At 67.7% G+C, this 18,853-nt stretch carries 11 protein-coding genes; 3 read left to right on the plus strand and 8 right to left on the minus strand.

The genetic code is table 11. The features are described from left to right. Nucleotides 1-136: 136 nt before the first annotated feature. Nucleotides 137-1,375 (minus strand): glycosyltransferase, encoded by a 1,239-nt coding sequence (locus SB764_RS18615; RefSeq protein ID WP_065065074.1) that lies wholly within the window; start codon nt 1,373-1,375, stop codon nt 137-139. Continuing rightward, entirely contained in the window at nt 1,372-2,793 is a 1,422-nt protein-coding gene (locus SB764_RS18620) for a sulfite exporter TauE/SafE family protein (RefSeq protein WP_065065073.1), read from the minus strand. The genes SB764_RS18615 and SB764_RS18620 overlap by 4 nt, the downstream gene beginning before the upstream one ends. A gap of 348 nt (nt 2,794-3,141) precedes the next feature. On the opposite strand from SB764_RS18620, the gene SB764_RS18625 reads away from it, so the two are divergent. Continuing rightward, nucleotides 3,142-4,347 carry an acyltransferase family protein gene (locus SB764_RS18625; RefSeq protein ID WP_410864289.1) on the plus strand — a complete coding sequence of 402 codons (1,206 nt, stop codon included), beginning with the start codon at nt 3,142-3,144 and terminating at the stop codon, nt 4,345-4,347. A gap of 46 nt (nt 4,348-4,393) precedes the next feature. Here the strand turns inward: SB764_RS18625 and SB764_RS18630 are convergent, their stop codons facing one another. Beyond that, nucleotides 4,394-5,725 carry a glycosyltransferase gene (locus SB764_RS18630; RefSeq protein WP_110325475.1) on the minus strand — a complete coding sequence of 444 codons (1,332 nt, stop codon included), beginning with the start codon at nt 5,723-5,725 and terminating at the stop codon, nt 4,394-4,396. A gap of 315 nt (nt 5,726-6,040) precedes the next feature. On the opposite strand from SB764_RS18630, the gene SB764_RS18635 reads away from it, so the two are divergent. Next, a complete protein-coding gene (locus SB764_RS18635; RefSeq protein WP_065065072.1) occupies nt 6,041-7,288 on the plus strand; it encodes an oligosaccharide flippase family protein in 1,248 nt (415 codons plus the stop codon). A gap of 87 nt (nt 7,289-7,375) precedes the next feature. Here the strand turns inward: SB764_RS18635 and SB764_RS18640 are convergent, their stop codons facing one another. Continuing rightward, nucleotides 7,376-8,542 (minus strand): glycosyltransferase, encoded by a 1,167-nt coding sequence (locus SB764_RS18640; RefSeq protein ID WP_237181321.1) that lies wholly within the window; start codon nt 8,540-8,542, stop codon nt 7,376-7,378. Between the two features lie 455 nt (nt 8,543-8,997). On the opposite strand from SB764_RS18640, the gene SB764_RS18645 reads away from it, so the two are divergent. Next, a complete protein-coding gene (locus tag SB764_RS18645) occupies nt 8,998-9,957 on the plus strand; it encodes a glycosyltransferase (protein WP_321854899.1) in 960 nt (319 codons plus the stop codon). Between the two features lie 41 nt (nt 9,958-9,998). Here SB764_RS18645 and aroG read toward each other — a convergent pair whose 3' ends face one another. The 4 genes from aroG to SB764_RS18665 all read right to left on the minus strand — a co-directional run bounded on the left by aroG (nt 9,999) and on the right by SB764_RS18665 (nt 18,499). Beyond that, the gene (aroG, locus tag SB764_RS18650) at nt 9,999-11,072 is read right to left on the minus strand and encodes a 3-deoxy-7-phosphoheptulonate synthase AroG (RefSeq protein WP_065057150.1); all 1,074 of its coding nucleotides are present in this window, start codon (nt 11,070-11,072) and stop codon (nt 9,999-10,001) included. Between the two features lie 465 nt (nt 11,073-11,537). Next, entirely contained in the window at nt 11,538-13,004 is a 1,467-nt protein-coding gene (gene tldD / locus SB764_RS18655) for a metalloprotease TldD (protein WP_065057151.1), read from the minus strand. Nucleotides 13,005-13,086: 82 nt separating this feature from the next. Next, nucleotides 13,087-13,950: a carbon-nitrogen hydrolase family protein gene (locus SB764_RS18660; protein WP_065057152.1), complete on the minus strand. Its 864-nt coding sequence runs from the start codon at nt 13,948-13,950 to the stop codon at nt 13,087-13,089. An 82-nt stretch (nt 13,951-14,032) separates the two neighbouring features. Beyond that, nucleotides 14,033-18,499, minus strand: a complete 4,467-nt coding sequence (locus SB764_RS18665; RefSeq protein ID WP_410864292.1) for a YhdP family protein — start codon at nt 18,497-18,499, stop codon at nt 14,033-14,035. Nucleotides 18,500-18,853: the final 354 nt, after the last annotated feature.

Genomic DNA, 18,853 nt, shown 5'->3' on the forward strand with positions numbered 1-18,853 from the left:
CACCCCCGGCCGGCGCGCAACGCCATCGCGTGCTGCGCCGCTCCGTCGCCATGCGGCCTGACTGCGCCGCGTGTGATTGTTCAATCGTTATCTGTGTGATCTGCCGTGTTGTACCCGGCCTGTTTGCCATACGGACTCAGTTGCGCAACGTGGCCGTCGCTTCCGGCTGCTCGGCGGCATCGACGTGCAGCGCGCGCGGCGTGCGCGCACGCGCGGCGGCATGCGACGGATGCTCGTGCAGCAGCGCGAGCAGCGAGCGCACCATGCCGCTCATCGCATAGCGCGTCTCGAAGGTGCGCTGCGCCTGCGCGCGCATCACGCCGCGCTGTTGCTCGTCGAGACCGCGCCAGGCCGACAGCAGTCCGGCCGTGCCCGCGACCGTATCGGGCGCGACGAAGCCCGCGCCGTCCGATTCGATGTCGCGCCACACGTTGACCTTGTCCGACACCAGCACGGGCAGCCCGCACGCGAGCGCCTCGGCCACTGACACGCCGAAATTCTCCTGATGCGAGGGCAGCACGAACACATCGCTCGCATGGAACGCGCCCCACTTGAGATTGCCTTGCAGCATGCCGGGCCAGCTGATGCGATGCGCGATGCCGTGGGTCTGCGCGATCGCCTGCAACGCGGGCTGCCAGTCGTTCTTGTCGGGGCCGGCCATCAGCAGATGGGCGTCGGGCGTCGCGCGCGCGTGTTCGGCGAACGCGTGCACCAGCAGATCGCAACCTTTCTTCGGATGCAGACGGCCGAGAAACAGCACGATGCGCTTGTTCTGCAGATGCGGGTGCGCGCGCAGGAATTCCTCGCGCAGCGTGCCGGCGTCGAGCGCGGGCGGATGGGTGCCGAACGGCACGACGCGCTCGTTGGCGCGATACAGCCAGAACGATTCGCGCGCGAGCAGGCGCTCTTCCTCGGTCGTGAAGATCACGGCGGCGGCGTCGCGCAGCACACGGTATTCGGCCCACGGCCAATAGGCCCATTTCTTCAGATGCTTGAGCGGATAGGTGATGCGGAACCACGGATCGAGCATGCCGTGCGCGTAGACGTAGTAGGGCAGACGCGTCGAACGCAGCGCGCGCCACGCGCCGTAGCCGTGGTATTGCCAGAGACCGTGAACGATCGCGGCGTCGAAGCGCGTGGCGTTCTCGCGCAGCCAGGACGCGTAAGCCGGGCAGTAACCATAATGGCCGCGCGCCGGACCGAGCGCGTGAAGCGGCAGCGGAAAATCGCGCACATAGGGCGCGTCGATCGGATCGAGCGAGGCGACTTCGATGCGATGACCGAGGGCCGCCATCGCAAGGCCGCTCTGGCGCACGCCTTCGATGGGACCGCCCGAACGTGGATCGACGGTGGACACGAGGTGCAGGATTTTCATCGGGGCTCCGGAGTCGCGTAGGGAGTGAGCGGCGCCGGCGCGGGCGCCGGGGGACGAAAGGCGGGCTCGGTGCGTTCGTGCCTGCGCGGGCGTTGCGGGGGATGCGAGTACGGGTCGGCCTGTGCGCGGCGGCGCTGCACGTCGATGCGGTAATGAAGCTGCGAATACAGCGCGACGACGAGACCGAGCGCGACGCCATACATCAGGCCCGAGAAACGCGGCCCGAGCGGATTGCCGCCGATCGACGCGCCCGGCAGCGCGGCCAGCATCAGGATCGCCATGCTGAACGGCATCAGCAGCGGCTCGCGCGGCGCGATGCGATGCCAGCGCCGGAACGCGAAACCGGCCGCGACGAGCGCGGCGAGCACCGCGATCGGCATGCACGCGCCGAACACGACGCCTTCCGCGTAGAGCTGATAGACCCAGAAGTTGTGGCCCGCGACCCAGTCGCTGGTGTCGAAGTAGTCGGCCTTGCTGAAGGTCTCGCGCACGTAGGGGAAATAGATCGGCGAGTAGCGGTAGACGTGGCCGTAGCCCTTGCCGAACAGCAGCGTTTCCGCCGACGCCGTCACCTGATCGTACTGATCGCGGATTTCGGCGATGCGCGTGATGGTGGTCGGGTCGCGGTCCGAGTCGGAGTTCTGCGCCGCGAAGATGCGCTGCGACCAGTGATTCGTGATCGACGGGAACAGCCACGCGGTGCCCACCGCGATCGCCACCACGCACAGCAGCGCCGCGCCGGTGCGCACGGCCGATTTGATCAGATGACCGATCGACGGCGCGGCGAGCCACGCGGCGAACATGGTGAGCAGCACGGTCGCGAGCAGCAGGCTGCGCGTGACGCTCAGCAGCTCGACCACGAGCGTGGCGAGGAACACGAGCACCATCCACACCGAGAAGCGCCGCGCGACGATGAACTGATGCAGCAGCATCGCCTGCAACGCGAGCATGGTCGGCGAGACGATGCGAAAGCGGATATCGGACAGCGGCCCGCCCACGGCGAACATGCCGAACAGGAACGTGAAGACGAGGCCCAGCACGTTCGCGTAGTAGAGCGCGTTCTGTATCTGCGCGATGCGCACCGGATGCCATGGGCGGCACATCGCGAAGTAGCCGAGCGCGAACAGCAGGAACGGCAGGATCACGCGCAGATAGTTGCCGACCGGATTGTGCTGGAGCAGTTGCGCGACGAGACTGCCGCCGAGACTCAGTGCGAGCATGACTGTCACGAACGAGCGCAGGCGCGACTCGCGCGTGAAGCGCGGGCCGATCATCATCAGGATGGCGGCGGCGGCCAGCGCGGGAAACACCGCCAGCCATTGCGCGCCGTGGCCGAACTGCGAGTCGGGCGCCTTGTAGTCGAAGGCGAGCGGCACGAAGCACAGCCAGATCCAGAGGACCGCATGTTTGTTGCGCATCGGCGTTCCTCCCGGTGCGGTGCGTGGTTGCGCAGGCGGCCGACGCCGCATGCGGAGTTTCGCCCCAATATAAAACGCAGCGAACGCGTTGCCATGACGCTGGCGCGAAGGGACAGAATTGTGGCGGCTGAAAAAAAATGATCGATCTGTCACCGTGCGTCTGGCCGAGAACGCCGGGAAGTTGGCGCACGCCGACAGGCGGGCTTGCGCAAGATGGGGTCGGCGAGCATGCCGCGCCGGATGACTGGGCGCGGGTCGGTTGGCGCGTCGTTGGCTAACGAAAGCGAAGCAGCGAAGCAAAGCAACGAATCAACCCCGCATCGGGGATCGCCATTGCGAGGAGGCGTCATGAATCTGTTGCGCGGCACGCCGCCCGCGGTGCGCGGACGATCGATCGAACTCGACTTCGTGCGCGGCATCGCGATCCTCGCGGTGATGGGCTTTCACTTTCATACGGTCCACACCGGCTACGCGTGGGTCGACATCCTCGAATATCCGCTCAAGAGCTTCGGTCACGAAGGCGTCAATCTGTTCTTTACGCTCTCGGGCTTTCTGGTCGGCGGCCTGTTGCTGCGGCAGTACGCGCAGAACGGACGCATCGCCGCGCGCCGCTTCGTCGTGCGCCGCATCTTCAAGATCTGGCCCGCGTACTACGCGCTGATTCTCTTTCACGTGGTGTCCGGGCGGCATCCGCGCGACACCTTCCTGTGGCAGAACCTCACGCATCTGCAGAACTACTTCGGCACCTCGATTGCGCAGACGTGGAGCCTCGCCGTCGAGGAGCATTTCTATCTGTTCCTGCCCGCGCTGCTGATCGTGCTCGCGCATTTCCGGCTGCGCGCCAACGCGCTGATCGGCGTGATGGCCGTGCTGTGCACGCTCGTGCTCGGCGCGCGCAGCATCGCCGTGGCGAGCGGCAATCTCGACGCCGCGTTCAATTACACGCAGTACCGCATCGACAGTCTGCTGTTCGGCGTGATGCTCGCGACCGTCTACTGGATGAAGCCCGAGGTCTGGCGCGGGATCGCCGCGCGCAAGGGCTGGCTCGTGGGCGCGGTGCTGCTGCTCGTCGCGTGGCTCACGCTGGCGACGCGTCATGTGGCGCTCGACGAAAGCATCGGCTTCACGCTGCAGGCCGCGGGCTTCTGCGCGCTGCTCGTGCTCGTGCTCGAACATTCGGGCGGCTTGCGCGCGTCATGGCTGTATCGCGCAATCGCGTGGCTCGGCGTGTATTCGTATGGGATTTACCTCTGGCATTCGCTCGCGCTCGCGCCCGGCGACTTTCTGATCCGCAAGCTCGCGGCGCTGCACGTGCCCGCGCTGGCCGCGTGGCCGGTCGTGCTCGGCGCGCAGTTCTTCGTCGCGATCGTGCTCGGTTATGTGACGACGCGCGCAATCGAGTTTCCGTTCCTGCGTCTGCGCGATGCGGTGTTTCCCGACCGCCGTCCGGCCCGCGCGAGCGCGGCCTCCGCGCCGACTGCGCCGGGACCGGTCACGACCGCGCCGGCTTCCGGCACGCCCGATGTCGACGGCAAGATAGGCGGCGTGGCGTGATGAATGCGCTCCCCTGAACGCGTTCGCTCCGCCCGCCTGAAAGCGCTCACACCATCGCGTCCTGCAACGTGTGCTTGAACTGATCGAGCGTGTTGCGCGCGAGCAGATGCGCGTCCATGCGCGCGATGCCCGCACCGGGCGCGCGCGCGTTCCAGCCCTGCGCGAGCGTGTCGATCGCGTGGGCGATGGTGGCGGGTTCGAGATCGTCGAGCAGCGGACCGAGCGCGCCGTCGCGGCAGAACCAGCCGATCAGGCCGTCGGCGCTCGCGAGCACCGGCTTGCCGAAGCGATACGCCTGCACCAGCACGCCGCTCATGCCGTAGTGCTTGTGGTAGCCGAGCCAGACGGCGTCGCAGGCGGAGAACAGATCGCGTTCCATGTCGTCGGGCACGAAGCGGTCGAAGATCACCGGCGCGGGCGTCAGATGCGGCGCGTGCGCGTTGATGAAGGCGCGCGTTTCGTCGTCCTGCTGACCGGCGATCACGAGGCAGGGCGCGTCGCCCTTGTGCATCAGCGCCTGCATCAGTTCGCGGATGCCCTTGCGCTCGCCGATCGCGCCATACACGAGCAGATAGCGCGTACGCGCATCGAGCCCGAGACGCGCGCGCGCGATCTGCGGATCGACGGCGTCGATCTCCGGAAACGGATCGGCGACGTAGGCGAGGCGAGTCGGGCGCGAATTCGCGTGCGACGTCGATTCGGGCGACGCAGCCGTGCGCGTCATGCGCGCGAGCCAGTCCGGCAGCGTCGGGTCGATGGTGAGCAGCGTGCGCAGACCGCGTGCGCGCAGACCGCGCCGGAACAGCATCGACTTCACGAGATCGACGAACGGACGGCGCGGCGTGCGCAGCCCGGCCTGCGCGTGATGGAAGGTCATGCCCATCACGATGGCGATCCACGGCGTCTTGCCGAAGGGCGTGTCGAGCGCCGCGAGCGTGTAGAAAAAGTAATCGGCGTAGGGCACGACCACGAGTTTCACGCGCGTCGTGCGGCTGATGTCGGCGAGCGCGCGCGCGTAGAAGTCGCGAAAGCGCATGTACACGCTGCACGCGTATTGCAGGCCGCGCGGCACCGTATGCAGATCGAGCAGCACGACGCGCAGATCGGGCCGCGCCTCGCGCAGGATGCGCTGGACGAGCGGATGCTCGGCATACGCCGTGTCCGTGACGACGAGGCAGCGATGGCCGCCTTCCACGCAGGCCTGCGCGACCCATTCGACGTAGCGCCAGCGGTGGCCCGTGAAGTTGGGTTCGATGATCGCGATCCACTCGCCGTCGGCCGTCGTGCCGTCGCTGGCGGTGCCGCTCGTGGCGGCATCGGCTGAATCGACGTCATCGGCATCGTCACGGCGGTATCTGGCGATCGACACGGTTTCCATGTGGTCGGCCTGTCTGAGGATTGTGCGTTTCACCATAGCAGCGACGCGCGTGCGCCACGCGCCAAAATGCGGGCCGGGTTGGCCGAAAATGCCTGGCAGCCAGCGGTGGGTGCGCGGGCGGGTGCGCTATGCGGTACGCGCCACACGCCGCAACATCGCGCGTCCGATTCCGCCTGGCAGATGGCGTCTGGTGACATTTGCGCCGCGGTAACGTCCAGAGGTCGGCCCCGCGAGACCCAGGGCCGGCGCTGCGCGCCGTTCACGCGCGCATTGCACGAGCGAGTACGGCATCAGTACCGGATAAGGAGAAGCGGATTGCGCGCGATGCGGGTGCCGGCGTGGCCGGTCAAGGCGGGGTTCGGTCCCGGCGCGGCGACGTGGGTGTTGCTGCAGCAGGTCGTTGTGCGCGGCCTCGTGGCCGTCAAATTTCTGGTGATCGGGCGCATTCTCGGGCCGTCCGCGATCGGTCTCGCGAGCGTGGCGCTGCTCGCGGTCGCGATCGCCGAAGCGCTCTCCGACACCGGGCTTGCGCAGGCCGTGATCCAGGGGCCGACGCCGCCCACGCGCGATCAGACCGGTAGCGTCTGGACCACGCTCGCCACGCGCGGCCTGCTGATCGCGCTGCTGCTGGTCGCCTGCGCGCCGCTGATGGACGCGCAATTCCATCTCGGCGGCGCGCTCGGCCTCGTGCAGCTCGCGGCGCTGCTGCCGCTGTTGCGCGGCCTCGCGTCGCCGGCCTATTTCATTGCGCAGCGCGAGCGGCGCTTCCAGCATATCGCGGGCATCGAGATCGCCGCCGCGTGCGTCGATTGCACGGTCGGCGTGGGTCTCGCGCTCACGGGCATGGGGCCGTACGCGCTGTTGCTCGGCATGATGGTCGGCGAGGCCTTCAAGAGCGTGCTGACGTGGACCACGCTCGCGCCGCGTCCGCCGATCCGGCTGCGCTGGTCGGGCATCGGCCATTACGTGGGGTTCTCGCGCTGGATCTGGGCGAGCAGCGTGATCATCCTCATCACCAACCAGTTCGACAAAGTGGTGGTCGGCAAGCTGCTCGGGCCGGCGCAACTGGGCGCATGGCAGATGTCGTCGAAGCTCGCGCAGATGCTGCTCGCCGATGCCGCCATCGCCATGTCGCAATACCTCTTTCCGACCTTCGCCGCGCATCATCGCGGCGGCGCGCAGGCGGCCGCGCGGCTGTTCCGCATCTACCTCGGCGTGACGGCGCTCGGTCTCGCCGTCGTGGTGATCGTGCTGCGATTCGCGGCCGAGCCGCTGTTCTCGCTCGTGCTCGGCGCGGCGTGGCTGTCGGCGGTGCCGCTGTTTCGCATCTTCGTCATCAACATGGCGATCAGCGCGCTGAATTCGGTGCTCGCGTCGTATGTGCGCGCGGTCGGCGATGCGCGCGCCGTCACGGTGGCCTCGCTGATCCAGGTCGCGACGCTCGCGGTGAGCGTGCCGATCGCCACGCAGCATTGGGGCGTGATGGGCATCGCGTGGTCGATGACGCTGGGCCTCGCGTCGGGCGCGGGGTGGATGCTGTATCGCGTGTGGCGCAAGCGCTGACGCTTGTGCACTGAGTGTCGATGCGCGTCGATGCGCGTCGATGTCGGGCGCGGCGTGCGGCGTGCGTCAAATGCGACTCAGACGCACTCAAGCCCGCAGCGACGCCTCGACGATTTCCGCAAGCTGATGCCCGAGCGTCGGCGTGTTGAGCCGGCAATAGGCCGCGTGCGCGGCCGTGGCCATCTCGCGCATCGTATCGGGCGGCAGCGCCCACGCGCGGCGCAGCGTGGCGGCGAGCGCGGCGACGCCGCCGTCGCGCCGGAACAGAAAACCGGTGTGGCCGTCTTCGACGTAGCCCGGCTCCGGTCCCATGTGCTGGCGCAGCCGGTTGTGCACGACGGGCGGCAGACTGAGCGCGAACATGTGCACGACCGACAGCCCCGCCGAGCCCGGATAGCAGCCCACGCGGCAGCGGCGGCTGATGGCGGCGATGGTGTCGTCGTCGTAGAGCGCGCCGTACCAGATCACGTCGCTGCGGTCGCGATAGCGGCGCTGCAGACTCGCGGCATGCTCGCCGCCGCCGACCACATGCAGCGCGATATCGCAGCCTTCGCGATGCAATTGCGCGATCACCTCGATCAAGCCCTCGATCTGCGAATTCTCGCGCAGCCGTCCGATGAAGAGCACGCCGTTTTCCGTGCCGGTTTTCGCGCTCGGCTCGACCGTCGACGAAACCTGGAGCGAGTTGTTGGCGACCACGAGCTTGCGCGCCGGGCAGCCGATGCGCACGAGCGAGCGCCGCGACGCCTCGGTATAGCAGACGTAACGCTGCGCGAGCGCGACCGCGATCCGGTAACAGAGCGTGCGCACGAATCCCGCATGCGTGTGGCGATACAGCCCCTGACCGTGGATCAGCACCGGCACGCGCATGGCGCGGCCCGCGATGAGCGCGAGCCAGAGCGAGAGATAGCGGACGTCGGCGAAAATCAGCACGGCGTCGGGACGTTCGAGAACGATGCGCGTGAGCACGCGGCTTTGCATGCGGATGCGCCGCGAGGACAGGCCCGCAATGCGCGTCTCGACGAATTCCTCGCAATCGGGCCGCTCGCGCGAAAAACCGTTCGCCTCCATGCCTTCCGAGCACGCGAACACCTTCACGCAGAACAGGCGGTTCAGCGATTCGATCACCTCGACGCGATAGCGCGCGATCAACGGCTGCACGTAGAAGACGACCGGCCGGTCGCGCACGGCGCTGCGCGCCTCGTGGTCCTGTGCGTAGAGGCTCGTCCCGGAAGAAACGATCTTGTTTTCCACAGCCTGGCTCCAGCGTGCAGACGCGGTCAAAAGGGGACGAGTGTCTCGGGTAAGCGGAATTCAGCCGGTCAAATTTTCATATCCTCAGAATGTTGTAGGCGAGCCGTAGCAAAAGTGGAACCCGAAAATTTCTATTGAATCCGTGCCGCTCACGAGGCCGCGCTATGGGCGATGCGGCATCGATAAACGCACGGAAAAAGTGCGAAAAATGGCGTAAACCGACCGGCAGATTGGCGGGATGGGCGCGTGCGAACGCGTGTGTCGCTTTGTGTTCGACAACGTTTCGTTGAATTCAGCCGATGAATAGAATGTTTCGGACAACTTCGTTCTGGCGACTCGGCGACGACCGCGACCTCGGGTAATCTCGGAGCAAGCGGAAGAACGTGCGCGCGATGTGCGTGGCGCAGACGACACGCGCAGCGACCGTCGTGTGCCCGGCGAATGCGGAGAAACCGATGACGATAATCACAGGCGATGCATCCCCACCTTCGTTCGTGGACGGCGCAACCACGCAGCACGCGCGTGCGTCCGCTGCGACGGGCGCGCGCGTCGCCGCCGTGATCGCCACCAAGGGCCGCCCGGCCGCCACCGCGTGGGCCGTGCGCCTGCTCGCGCGGCAAACGGTGCCGCCCGCGCAGATCATTCTTTCCGCGAGCTGCGAAGACGATCTCGGTCCCTACGACGCCGAAGGTCTGCGCGTCGATGTGCTGATCGGCAGCGCGGGGTCGAGCGTGCAGCGCAATCGCGCGCTCGACGCGCTCGCGCCCGATATCGACATCGTGATTTTTCTCGACGACGACTTCGCGCCCGAGCGTCACTGGATCGCGCAATGCATCGAGGCGTTCGAGGCCGATAGCGGGCTTGTCGGCGTGTCGGGGCGCACGTTGCGCGACGGCGCACAAGGTCAGCCGGCGACGTGGGACGAAGCGCTCGCGCTCATCGACGGCGCGCACGACGAGGCGCGCCAGCGGCCGCCCTTGCGTGCGTGCGACGAGCTTTACGGCTGCAACATGGCGTGCCGCGCGCACGCGATCGCCGATCTGCGTTTCGACGAACGGCTCGTGCTGTACGGCTGGCTGGAGGACAAGGATTTTTCGCGACGCCTCGCGCGCAGCGGGCGGCTCGCGTACTGCGACTATCTGCTCGGCGTGCATCTGGGCCTGCGCGGCGGGCGCGTCTCGGGACGCCGCTACGGCTATTCGCAGGTGGTCAACGCGATGTATCTGTGCCGCAAGGGCGTGATGTCGCGCAAGGAAACGGCGAGCAACATCGTGCGCGCGCTCGGTATGAACTGCCTGAAGTCGATGCGGCCCGAGGCGCATCTCGACCGGCGCGGACGCCTGATCGGCAACGTGATCGGCATTGCCGATCTGTGCATCGGCGCCGTGCGTCCGGAGCGCGCGGCGCGGCTTTGAAGCCTGCGCCGCGCGCGGTTTGCCGATGAAGGCGTTGCCGCTTAATTGCCGCTGCCGCGCGCGACGCGGCGCTGCTTGACGCTTTCCGCGAGACCTTCGAGCACGTTCACGCTGTCTTCCCAGCCGATGCACGCGTCCGTGATGCTCTGGCCATAGGTGAGCTCGCAACCTTCCTTGAGGTCCTGGCGGCCCGCCACGAGGTGCGATTCCACCATCACGCCGACGATGCGCTCGTCGCCCGCCGCGATCTGGCGGCCGATGTCGGCGCACACGGGAATCTGGTTCTCGTGCTTCTTCGAGCTGTTGGCGTGGCTCGCGTCGATCATCAGACGCGCGGCCAGACCCGCCTTGCCGATGTCGGCGCACGCGGCGTTCACGCTTTCCGCATCGTAGTTCGGCGTCTTGCCGCCGCGCAGGATCACGTGGCAGTCCTCGTTACCTGCCGTCGAGACGATGGCCGAGTGGCCGCCCTTCGTCACCGAGAGGAAATGGTGCGGCTGCGACGCGGCCTTGATCGCGTCGACGGCGATCTTCACGTTGCCGTCCGTGCCGTTCTTGAAGCCGACCGGGCAGGAGAGGCCCGACGCCAGTTCGCGGTGCACCTGCGACTCGGTCGTGCGCGCGCCGATCGCGCCCCACGAGATCAGGTCGGCGATGTACTGCGGGCTGATCATGTCGAGGTATTCGGTGCCCGCGGGCAGGCCCAGTTCGTTGATCGAGACGAGCAGTTCGCGCGCCGTGCGCAGGCCGTCGTTGATCTTGAAGCTGTTGTCCATGAACGGGTCGTTGATGAGACCCTTCCAGCCCACCGTCGTGCGCGGCTTTTCGAAGTACACGCGCATGACGATCTCGAGTTCGTTCTTGAAGCGCTTGCGTTCCTCGACGAGGCGCTTCGCGTACTCGACCGCCGCCTTCGTGTCGTGAATCGAGCACGGTCCGACGATCACGATCAGCCGGTCATCCATGCCGTGCAGGATGCGGTGCATCGCGCGGCGCGATTCGTAGATCAGCGTCGAAGCGGCTTCCGAGCACGGGAATTCGCGGATCAGGTGCGCGGGCGGCGTCAGCTCCTTCAGTTCGCGGATACGGACATCGTCGGTGTTGTGCGGGGGCATGTTGTTTTCTCCTGATCCTGGGTGCGTAGCGTGCGTCGGTCGGACGGTGCTTCAAAAATCGGTTAGATGAAAATGCGGCTCTGAGGCAATGCACGAAAAGTGCGGGACGAAAAAAAACCGCCAGGCTTTGCTGGCGGTTTCTCGTGTGTTCGGGGTCCTGCGCGTACTATCAACCCTCTCGATCCGCCAGCGGTCTGAGATACCAAAAGAAGTAAAAATAAAACTTCGTGGCGAACATGGCGGATTGGGTGTCTTTAAAACGGTTTCGCTGAAAAAGCGTTCGTTACGTCGAAAAGGTTGATTGCCTTTATACCCCGGCGCTCTCGCGGCTGGCAAGCGGGTTTGCGCGAAAAAGCGGATTATCCGCGCGATTGTGCGGTGCGGTGCAGAAAATCCGCGTGGCGGTGCGGAATTTCCGCATCGCCACGCATCGCGCGCCTGGACTGACCTGCGCGCGCCCCGGCCTTAAACCGTGCCGCCGACCGTCATGCGGTCGATGCGCAGCGTCGGCTGGCCGACGCCCACCGGCACGCTCTGGCCCTCCTTGCCGCACACGCCCACGCCCGAGTCGAGGCGCATGTCGTTGCCGATCATGCTCACGTACTTGAGCGATTCCGGGCCGCTGCCGATCAGCGTTGCGCCCTTCACGGGGTAGGTGATCTTGCCGTTCTCGATCATGTACGCCTCGGACGCCGAGAACACGAACTTGCCGTTCGTGATGTCGACCTGGCCGCCGCCGAAGTTCACGGCGTAGAGGCCGTTCTTCACCGAGGCGAGGATTTCCTGCGGGTCCTTGTCGCCGTTCAGCATGTAGGTGTTGGTCATGCGCGGCATCGGCAGCGCGGCGTACGACTCGCGGCGCGCGTTGCCGGTCACCGGCATCTTCATCAGGCGCGCGTTGAGCGAATCCTGAATGTAGCCCTTGAGAATGCCGTCCTCGATCAGCGTCGTGCACTGCGTCGGGTTGCCTTCGTCGTCGATGTTGAGCGAGCCGCGGCGATTCGGAATCGTGCCGTCGTCGACCACGGTGACGCCCTTGGCCGCCACGCGCTGGCCGATCTGGCCCGCGAACGCCGACGAACCCTTGCGGTTGAAGTCGCCTTCGAGACCATGGCCGATGGCTTCGTGCAGCAGCACGCCGGGCCAGCCCGGCCCGAGCACGACGGTCATCGCGCCCGCGGGCGCCGGACGTGCTTCGAGGTTCACGAGCGCCGCGTGCACGGCGTCGTCGACGTATTTGCTGAGCACGTCGTCGGTGAAATAGCCGTAGTCGTAACGGCCGCCGCCGCCGCCGCTGCCCACTTCGCGGCGGCCGTTCTGTTCGGCGATCACCGTGACCGAGACGCGCACGAGCGGACGGATGTCGGCGGCGAGCGCGCCGTCGCTGCGCGCGACCAGCACCACGTCGTATTCGCCCGCGAGACCCGCCATCACCTGGGTGATGCGCGGATCGCGCCCGCGCGCCATCTGCTCGATGCGTTCGAGCAGCTTGACCTTTTCGGTGGCTTCGAGCGAGCCGAGCGGGTCGGAGGGCAGATACAGATCGCGGCCCGCGATGCCCTTGAGCGAGGTGGCCACCTTGATCTTCTGCTTGCCGCCGCCGGCCTGGGCGATCGAACGCGTGGCGATGGCCGCCTGGCGGATCGCTTCGGGCGAAAGGTCGTCGGAGTAGGCGAACGCGGTGCGCTCGCCCGAGACCGCGCGCACGCCCACGCCCTGGTCGATGCTGAAGCTGCCCGACTTCACGATGCCTTCTTCCAGGCTCCACGCTTCGCTGCGGGTGGTCTGGAAGTAGAGGTCGGCGTAGTCGATGCGGTGCGTGAAGATCTCGCCGAGCGTGCGCGTGAGCACTGCCTCGTCGAGGCCGTAGGGCGTGAGGAGCAAGTCCTTCGCGGTCGCCAGATTGCGGATGCCGGGTTCGATGATGTTCATGCGCTCAGTGGGATCAATCGATGAGTCTGTGAAGGAAGATTCGGGCGCGGTGCGCTCAATTCAAGTGGCGCGCCCGGGTTCGTCAGGCACGGTCGAGCACGCGATGCCGCCACGCAGGCAGGCTCGCGCGCACGGCGGCGATACGGTCGAGGTCGAGGTTGCCGATCACCACGCCGGGGTTTTCGTCGAGCACGTCGACGACTTCGCCCCACGGGTCGATCAGCATGCTGTGGCCCCAGGTGCGGCGGCCGTTCTCGTGCGTGCCGCCCTGCGCCGCGGCGAGCACGTAGCACTGGTTCTCGGTCGCGCGGGCGCGCAGCAGGATCTCCCAGTGCGCGCGGCCCGTGGTGTACGTGAACGCCGACGGCACGACCATCAGCGCGCAGCCGTCCGGGCCGCCCATGCGGCGGTACAGCTCGGGAAAGCGCAGATCGTAGCAGACCGACAGGCCCACGCGGCCGAACGGCGCATCGAAGGTCTGCACCTCGGTGCCGGGGCGGATGGTGCGCGCCTCGTCGAACGATTCGGCGCCTTTCTCGAAGTTGAACAGGTGAATCTTGTCGTAACGCGCGCGCTCCGCGCCGCTCGGGTCGAACACGAGCGTGGTGTTGAGCACGCGGGTTTCCTCGGGCGCTTTCAGCGGCAGCGTGCCGCCGATGATCCATACGCCGTGGCGCTGCGCGGCATCGGCGAGAAAGCGCTGGATCGGGCCGTCGCCGTAGGCTTCGCGGATCGCGAGCTTGTCGGTGTCCTTGTGGCCCATGAAGCAGAAGTACTCCGGCAGCAGCACGAGCTGCGCGCCCTGCGCGGCGGCGTCGGCGATCAGGCGTTCGGCTTCGGCGAGGTTGCGCGCCGGATCGGGCGTGCTGACCATCTGCAGCGCCGCGACGCGGAACGGGGTGATCGGTGGGGTGGACGGGGCGGCGTGGGAGGGAGATTCGCTCATCGGCGGCTCGTGAGTGGACGGTGTTCGTTGCCGGCCCGTTCGGGCGGCCGCGCCAGCAAGGAGGAGTTCCGTGATCCGGACCTCAATGCGCCGCCGCCGGGACCTGCGTGTCCATCTTACCCTGATCGCCGCGCAGACGCTCGACGTGGGGTTTGGCCCAGGAGCCCGTGATCGCGTAGTCGCGCGCGAACGCCGACTCGACCGTGTGCGAGAGCGCGATGTCGCCGGCCAGCGCCGCGAGACCGAGCAGCGGATTGATGATCGCGGCGACCACCACGCCCGCGCCCGCGCTCACCGTGGGCACGACATGCACGCGCAGGTCCTGGGTTTCGTGCGCGAGATCGACGGTGCCCTGCATCTGCGCGCGGCCCGGCGCGGTGACGAGCCGAAAGTCGCTGGTGCGGCCGATGCCGTTCTCGATCTGCCCCGTGCCCGTGATGCTCGTGAAGGGCAGGCCCTGGCCGATCACGTCGCGGAAGTCCATGGTCGCGAAGCGCGCGAGGCTTTGCAGGCTCAGCACGCCGAGCAGCGTGGCCACGCCCTGATCGATCTTGAGGATCTGGCCGTGGCGCAGGTCGAGCGCGAGATTGCCGTTGAGCGTCGGGAAGTCGATCTTCGAGGGGCCGCCGCGCCAGACCAGATTGCCGCTCAGCGTGCCTTCGCCGTTCTTGACGGCGTGCGCCACGCCCGCGCGTTCGAGCAGCTTGCCCGCGTCCTTGATATCGACGTGGAAATCGAGCGCGGTGCGGCGCGGCGTCTGCGAGGCGCCGCCGGCCGTGTCGGCAGGCGCGGTTTCGTCGCCGATCGCGCGCCAGTTTTCGGTGGCCGTGAAGTGCGCGTCCGGGTTCAGGATGTCGAGCTTGTCGAGCTGCCAGACCGGCACGCCGTTCTCGTCGTAGTTGTGCGCGTTGATCTGCAGGCGGCCGAGGTCGCGGCCGCGCACGATCAGCTGGTTCACCACGAGGTCGATCGACGGCATGTTCTGCGCGGGCTGCGAAACGGCCTGGCCGAGCAGGTCGTTTTCGGTCGCGGCGGGCACGACCAGACGCGCGAGGCGCGCTTCGAGCGTGCCCGGCGATCCCGGCACGGCGCCCGGTTTCCACGAGACGTGGCCCGAGACCTGGTTCGAGGCGAGATTGGCCTGCCATTCGTTGCCGTGCTCGCCGCTGCGCGAGGCGCCGACGATCACGTTTTCCCAGTGGCGCTTGAGCAGCGTCAGCATGCCGACGTGGACCGCGAAGCGCGACGGCAGGTACTGCGCGAACGCGCCGCCGGGGGCGAGCGGGGCGGCGGCAACGTTTGCCGCGCTGGCCGCCGTGTTGGCCGACGCCGTGTTCGGCGCATTGACCGACGCGCCGCTCGCCGGATTCGCCACGGCGTTGGCCGCGCTCGTCGCGGCGGGGCTGGAGGCGCCGTTCGTCATGGCCGTCGCGGCCGCGTTCGCCGGTGCGCCGGTGCTGGCGGCTTCGCGGTGATCGGCTCGATCAGCATGTTCCGCCGCAGCGGTTGTGTTGCTCGCTGCCGCCTTGCCGCGCAGTTGCTGGACTACGAGGCGCCAGGCGTCGGCGTCGAAGGCGGGCAGGTCGACGGCCGCCGTCACGCCTTCGGCGGGCAGGTCGGCGGGCTTGTTCATGCCGATCGCGCCGCGCACCACGTCCGGCACATGGCCCGGATTGCGCCGCAGCACGTAACGCGCCGCGAGCGGGCCGAGCGCGAGTTCCGCGTGCTGATAATTCGCGTCGTCGGTGGCGCCGGCGACCGTGCCCGCGTCGCCGGTGCCCGGTTGCAGATCGAAGCGCAGCGGCATCTGCGCGCCCGCGGCCTTGCCGAACGGCGCGGGCAGGTCGATCGCGAGATCGGTGAGATCGGAACTCGCCTTCACGTCGGGCAGATGGCCGCGCGCGCCGTCGACCGAAAGCGAGTAGGGCGCCGTGCCCGAGAAGCGGTCGAGCACCGCCGCCGCCGTGCCGTGCAGGTTGAGCCCGCGCGCCGCATCGACGGCCACGTTGCCCGCCACGTCCAGCTTGTAGCGGCCGTCCTCGCGCAGCCCGCCGTTCGCGCGCAGGTCGCCGCCGAGGAAGCGGCCCGTGAGGCGCTCGACCTGGGCGCTGCGGTTCGTGAAGCGCACCTTGCCGTTGAGCGCGGAGAGCGGCGGCACGTTGTCGGCGGCCAGCGTGTTGTTCTCGAAGCCGATCGCGCCGGCCACCAGCACCTTCGGCATCGGCTTGCGCGGGATCGTGAGCTTGAGCGCGAGCGTGGCCGGCCCTTGCGCGCGCACCTTTGCGGGCGCGTGCTTCGAGAGCGCGCCGATCGAGCTGTTGTCGGCATAGGCGAGCAGGTCGGCGAGCGGCCCGCGGCCCGCGCCCTGGATCACGAGGTCCGAGCCCTTGACGCCCAGTTCGTCGATGCGGCCGTTCACGTCGCGCAGCACGAAGTCGCGGTAATGGCCGCGCGCCACGTCGAAGCGCAACTGCTTTTCCTTGAGCGTGAACACGCCGTCGATGCCGTCGAACGCGGGCCACACATTGGGCACGCCGTTGCGCATGGTCTTGGGCGGATACGGCGACGGATCGAAACGGCCGTTCTGGAACGGCGCGACGATGCGGAACTGGCCCGCGTCCGGATCGCGCGAATAGGGGAATTTGGCGAGGTCGCCGTGAATCTCGATGGTCGCACCTTTCGAGATGCCCGCCTGCAGCCCGTGGCCAAGATAGATGCGCGTTTTCTCGCTGATGCTGGTGGGCAGATAGCGCGCGATGGCGTTGACCTTGGCCTCGTCGAAATGCGCGACGAGGTCGAGCGCGCCGCGACCGTGGCCCGGATTCGTGTAGTGCGCGGTCATCCTGGCGCTCGCGTCCGGGTTCTGCACGCCCAGCTCGGTCACGTCGACGGCGAAGGCCTTGAGCTTGTCGCCCGGATTGCGCTGCGCGGCCACGGTCCACTTTGCCGTGCCGTACAGACGGTCGAAGGTCAGGCGCGGGTCGTCGAACACGCCCGGCAGCGTGACTGCCGACTTCGAGGCGTCGAGGCGGATCGTGCCGTGCGACTCGTCGGCGTCGATATGCCCCCAGAGATTTTCGAAGCCCGGCAGGCCCGCGCGCGGGTGATTGCGCGGCGTGAGGCCCGGCCCCGGTTCCTGCGCCGCCACGCTGATGCCCTGCAGGTCGCCCTTGAAGCGGTAGTGCAGGATCGGCTCCGCCGCCGTCGAGCGCTGCTCGGTGGCCGCTTCGCCCGCTTCGGGCGCGGCGCGTTCGAGCGCGAGTTCGTAATCGGCGACGAGCCCTTGCGGATTGAAGCGCACCAGCGCGTTCAGCACGCGGCTGGGCAGCGGCAGCGCGCGCATGAATTCGGCGAGGATGCCGAGGTCGATGCGGTCGCCGCGCACGCTCACGAGCTGGCCCGCCTGCAGCGTCTGCTGGCGAAAGCGCGCGTCGAGCGTGGTGAGCGCGAGGGTGCGCACGAGCGGCGTGCCGTCTTCGAGCGGCGGCTGGCCGAGTTCGGCGTGGAAGTCGCGCAGTTGCAGCGTGAAGTCGCCGGGCGCGAGACCCATGCGCCAGTTGAAGCCGGCGACCGGCAGATCGAGGAGAGGCTGCGTGGGCTTCACGCGCAGCGCGATCGTGTTGCCGCTCAGCACGCCGTCGGCGGACTGGATGCGGCCGTTCTCGAAATGCGCCCAGATGGTGTTGTCGATGCGTCCCGCATAGGTCGTGATCGGCAGCGGAACGTAGCGCGCGAGCGTGGGCAGATCGACGGGGCCGGTCGACACATAGGCGTTGCCGCTCCAGGTGTTCGGCTTGCCGGCGGGCGCGAGGCGCGAGTGCTTGAACTGCGCGCGGAAATCGAGCGGACCGTGCAGCACCGTGCCCTCGGCGGGCGCCTGCAGCGCGATGCGGTGATCGTAACCGTCGTTGAGAATCGCGAGGCGGATGTCGGACAGCTTCAGCTCGGGCGCGTCGCGCGTGGCGTCGGCCCAGCGCAGCGTGCCGCCGCGCAGCACGATGGCTTCCTGGCGCATCAGCCAGGTCGTGAACGTGGCGTTGCCGGTATGCGCGGTGGGTACGGGCACGCCCGCGACTGTGAGCGTGCCGTCGTCTTCGCGCGTGATCAGCACGTCGGGCCGCTCGACGATCATGCTCGACAGCAACGGCTCGAACAGCACGAGCGAGCGCCACGACACCGAGGCGGTCGCGTGCGGCACGTTCAGCGCGAGCTGGCCCTGGCGATTGCGGATCGTGAGGTCGGCCACGTCGATGCCGGGCTGGAAGCCGGACCAGTGCGGCGAGAGTTTGCCGATGCGGAAATCGGCGTGGATCTTGTCGGAAACGAGCTTTTCGATGCGCGGACGGAAGTCGTCCACATGCGGCAGCACGACGTAGCGCAGACCGAGCAGCAGCACCGAAACGATGAAATACAGGACGAGCGCGATGCACGCCAGCACGCGCGCCGTGTGACGGAGTACCGGGTGGTGATGCTGGGAGCCCGCGTCTGCACTTTCCCGGCTGGCGTGTCCGGTGGGGTGCGGGCCGGCGGGGTCGTTACGCTCGGACATGCTGCGGCGGGTGGGGTATGGTAGCGTTGCGATCTGACGACGAAATGTATCACACAGGGCCGTATACAAGGCCATCCGGGGAAGCCGGGATGGCCGGTGGCGCGCGGCGTTTTACATGACGGGCAGGGCGGGTGGCGCGCACTTCGGTGTCCGGCGCCACGTTGCGGGCGAGGCGCCTGCGCACAGGCTCGGGGCCTCGCATTTGCAAGCCTTGCAACGGAACGTCACAGCAAAACTTCATGGCGGATCCTCGTGCGCGTCATCTTCGTCGCTTCGCGGTTCGCGCGTGTTTTGCGTGCGTCCCACGTGCGTCCCGTGTATTTTCCCTTTCCCGTGCATCTTTCATCCGCGCGA

This window comes from Paraburkholderia sp. SIMBA_027, from assembly GCF_046535315.1.
GTDB classification, from domain to species: domain Bacteria; phylum Pseudomonadota; class Gammaproteobacteria; order Burkholderiales; family Burkholderiaceae; genus Paraburkholderia; species Paraburkholderia tropica.

Excerpts from the sequence above, each read along its gene's own strand:
- SB764_RS18665 (WP_410864292.1), bottom strand. The coding sequence starts at position 18,499 with ATGTCCGAGCGTAACGACCCCGCCGGCCCGCACCCCACCGGACACGCC.
- SB764_RS18645 (WP_321854899.1), top strand. The coding sequence starts at position 8,998 with ATGACGATAATCACAGGCGATGCATCCCCACCTTCGTTCGTGGACGGC.
- SB764_RS18620 (WP_065065073.1), bottom strand. The coding sequence starts at position 2,793 with ATGCGCAACAAACATGCGGTCCTCTGGATCTGGCTGTGCTTCGTGCCG.
- SB764_RS18625 (WP_410864289.1), top strand. The coding sequence starts at position 3,142 with ATGAATCTGTTGCGCGGCACGCCGCCCGCGGTGCGCGGACGATCGATC.
- aroG (WP_065057150.1), bottom strand. The coding sequence starts at position 11,072 with ATGCCCCCGCACAACACCGACGATGTCCGTATCCGCGAACTGAAGGAG.
- SB764_RS18615 (WP_065065074.1), bottom strand. The coding sequence starts at position 1,375 with ATGAAAATCCTGCACCTCGTGTCCACCGTCGATCCACGTTCGGGCGGT.
- tldD (WP_065057151.1), bottom strand. The coding sequence starts at position 13,004 with ATGAACATCATCGAACCCGGCATCCGCAATCTGGCGACCGCGAAGGAC.
- SB764_RS18630 (WP_110325475.1), bottom strand. The coding sequence starts at position 5,725 with ATGGAAACCGTGTCGATCGCCAGATACCGCCGTGACGATGCCGATGAC.
- SB764_RS18660 (WP_065057152.1), bottom strand. The coding sequence starts at position 13,950 with ATGAGCGAATCTCCCTCCCACGCCGCCCCGTCCACCCCACCGATCACC.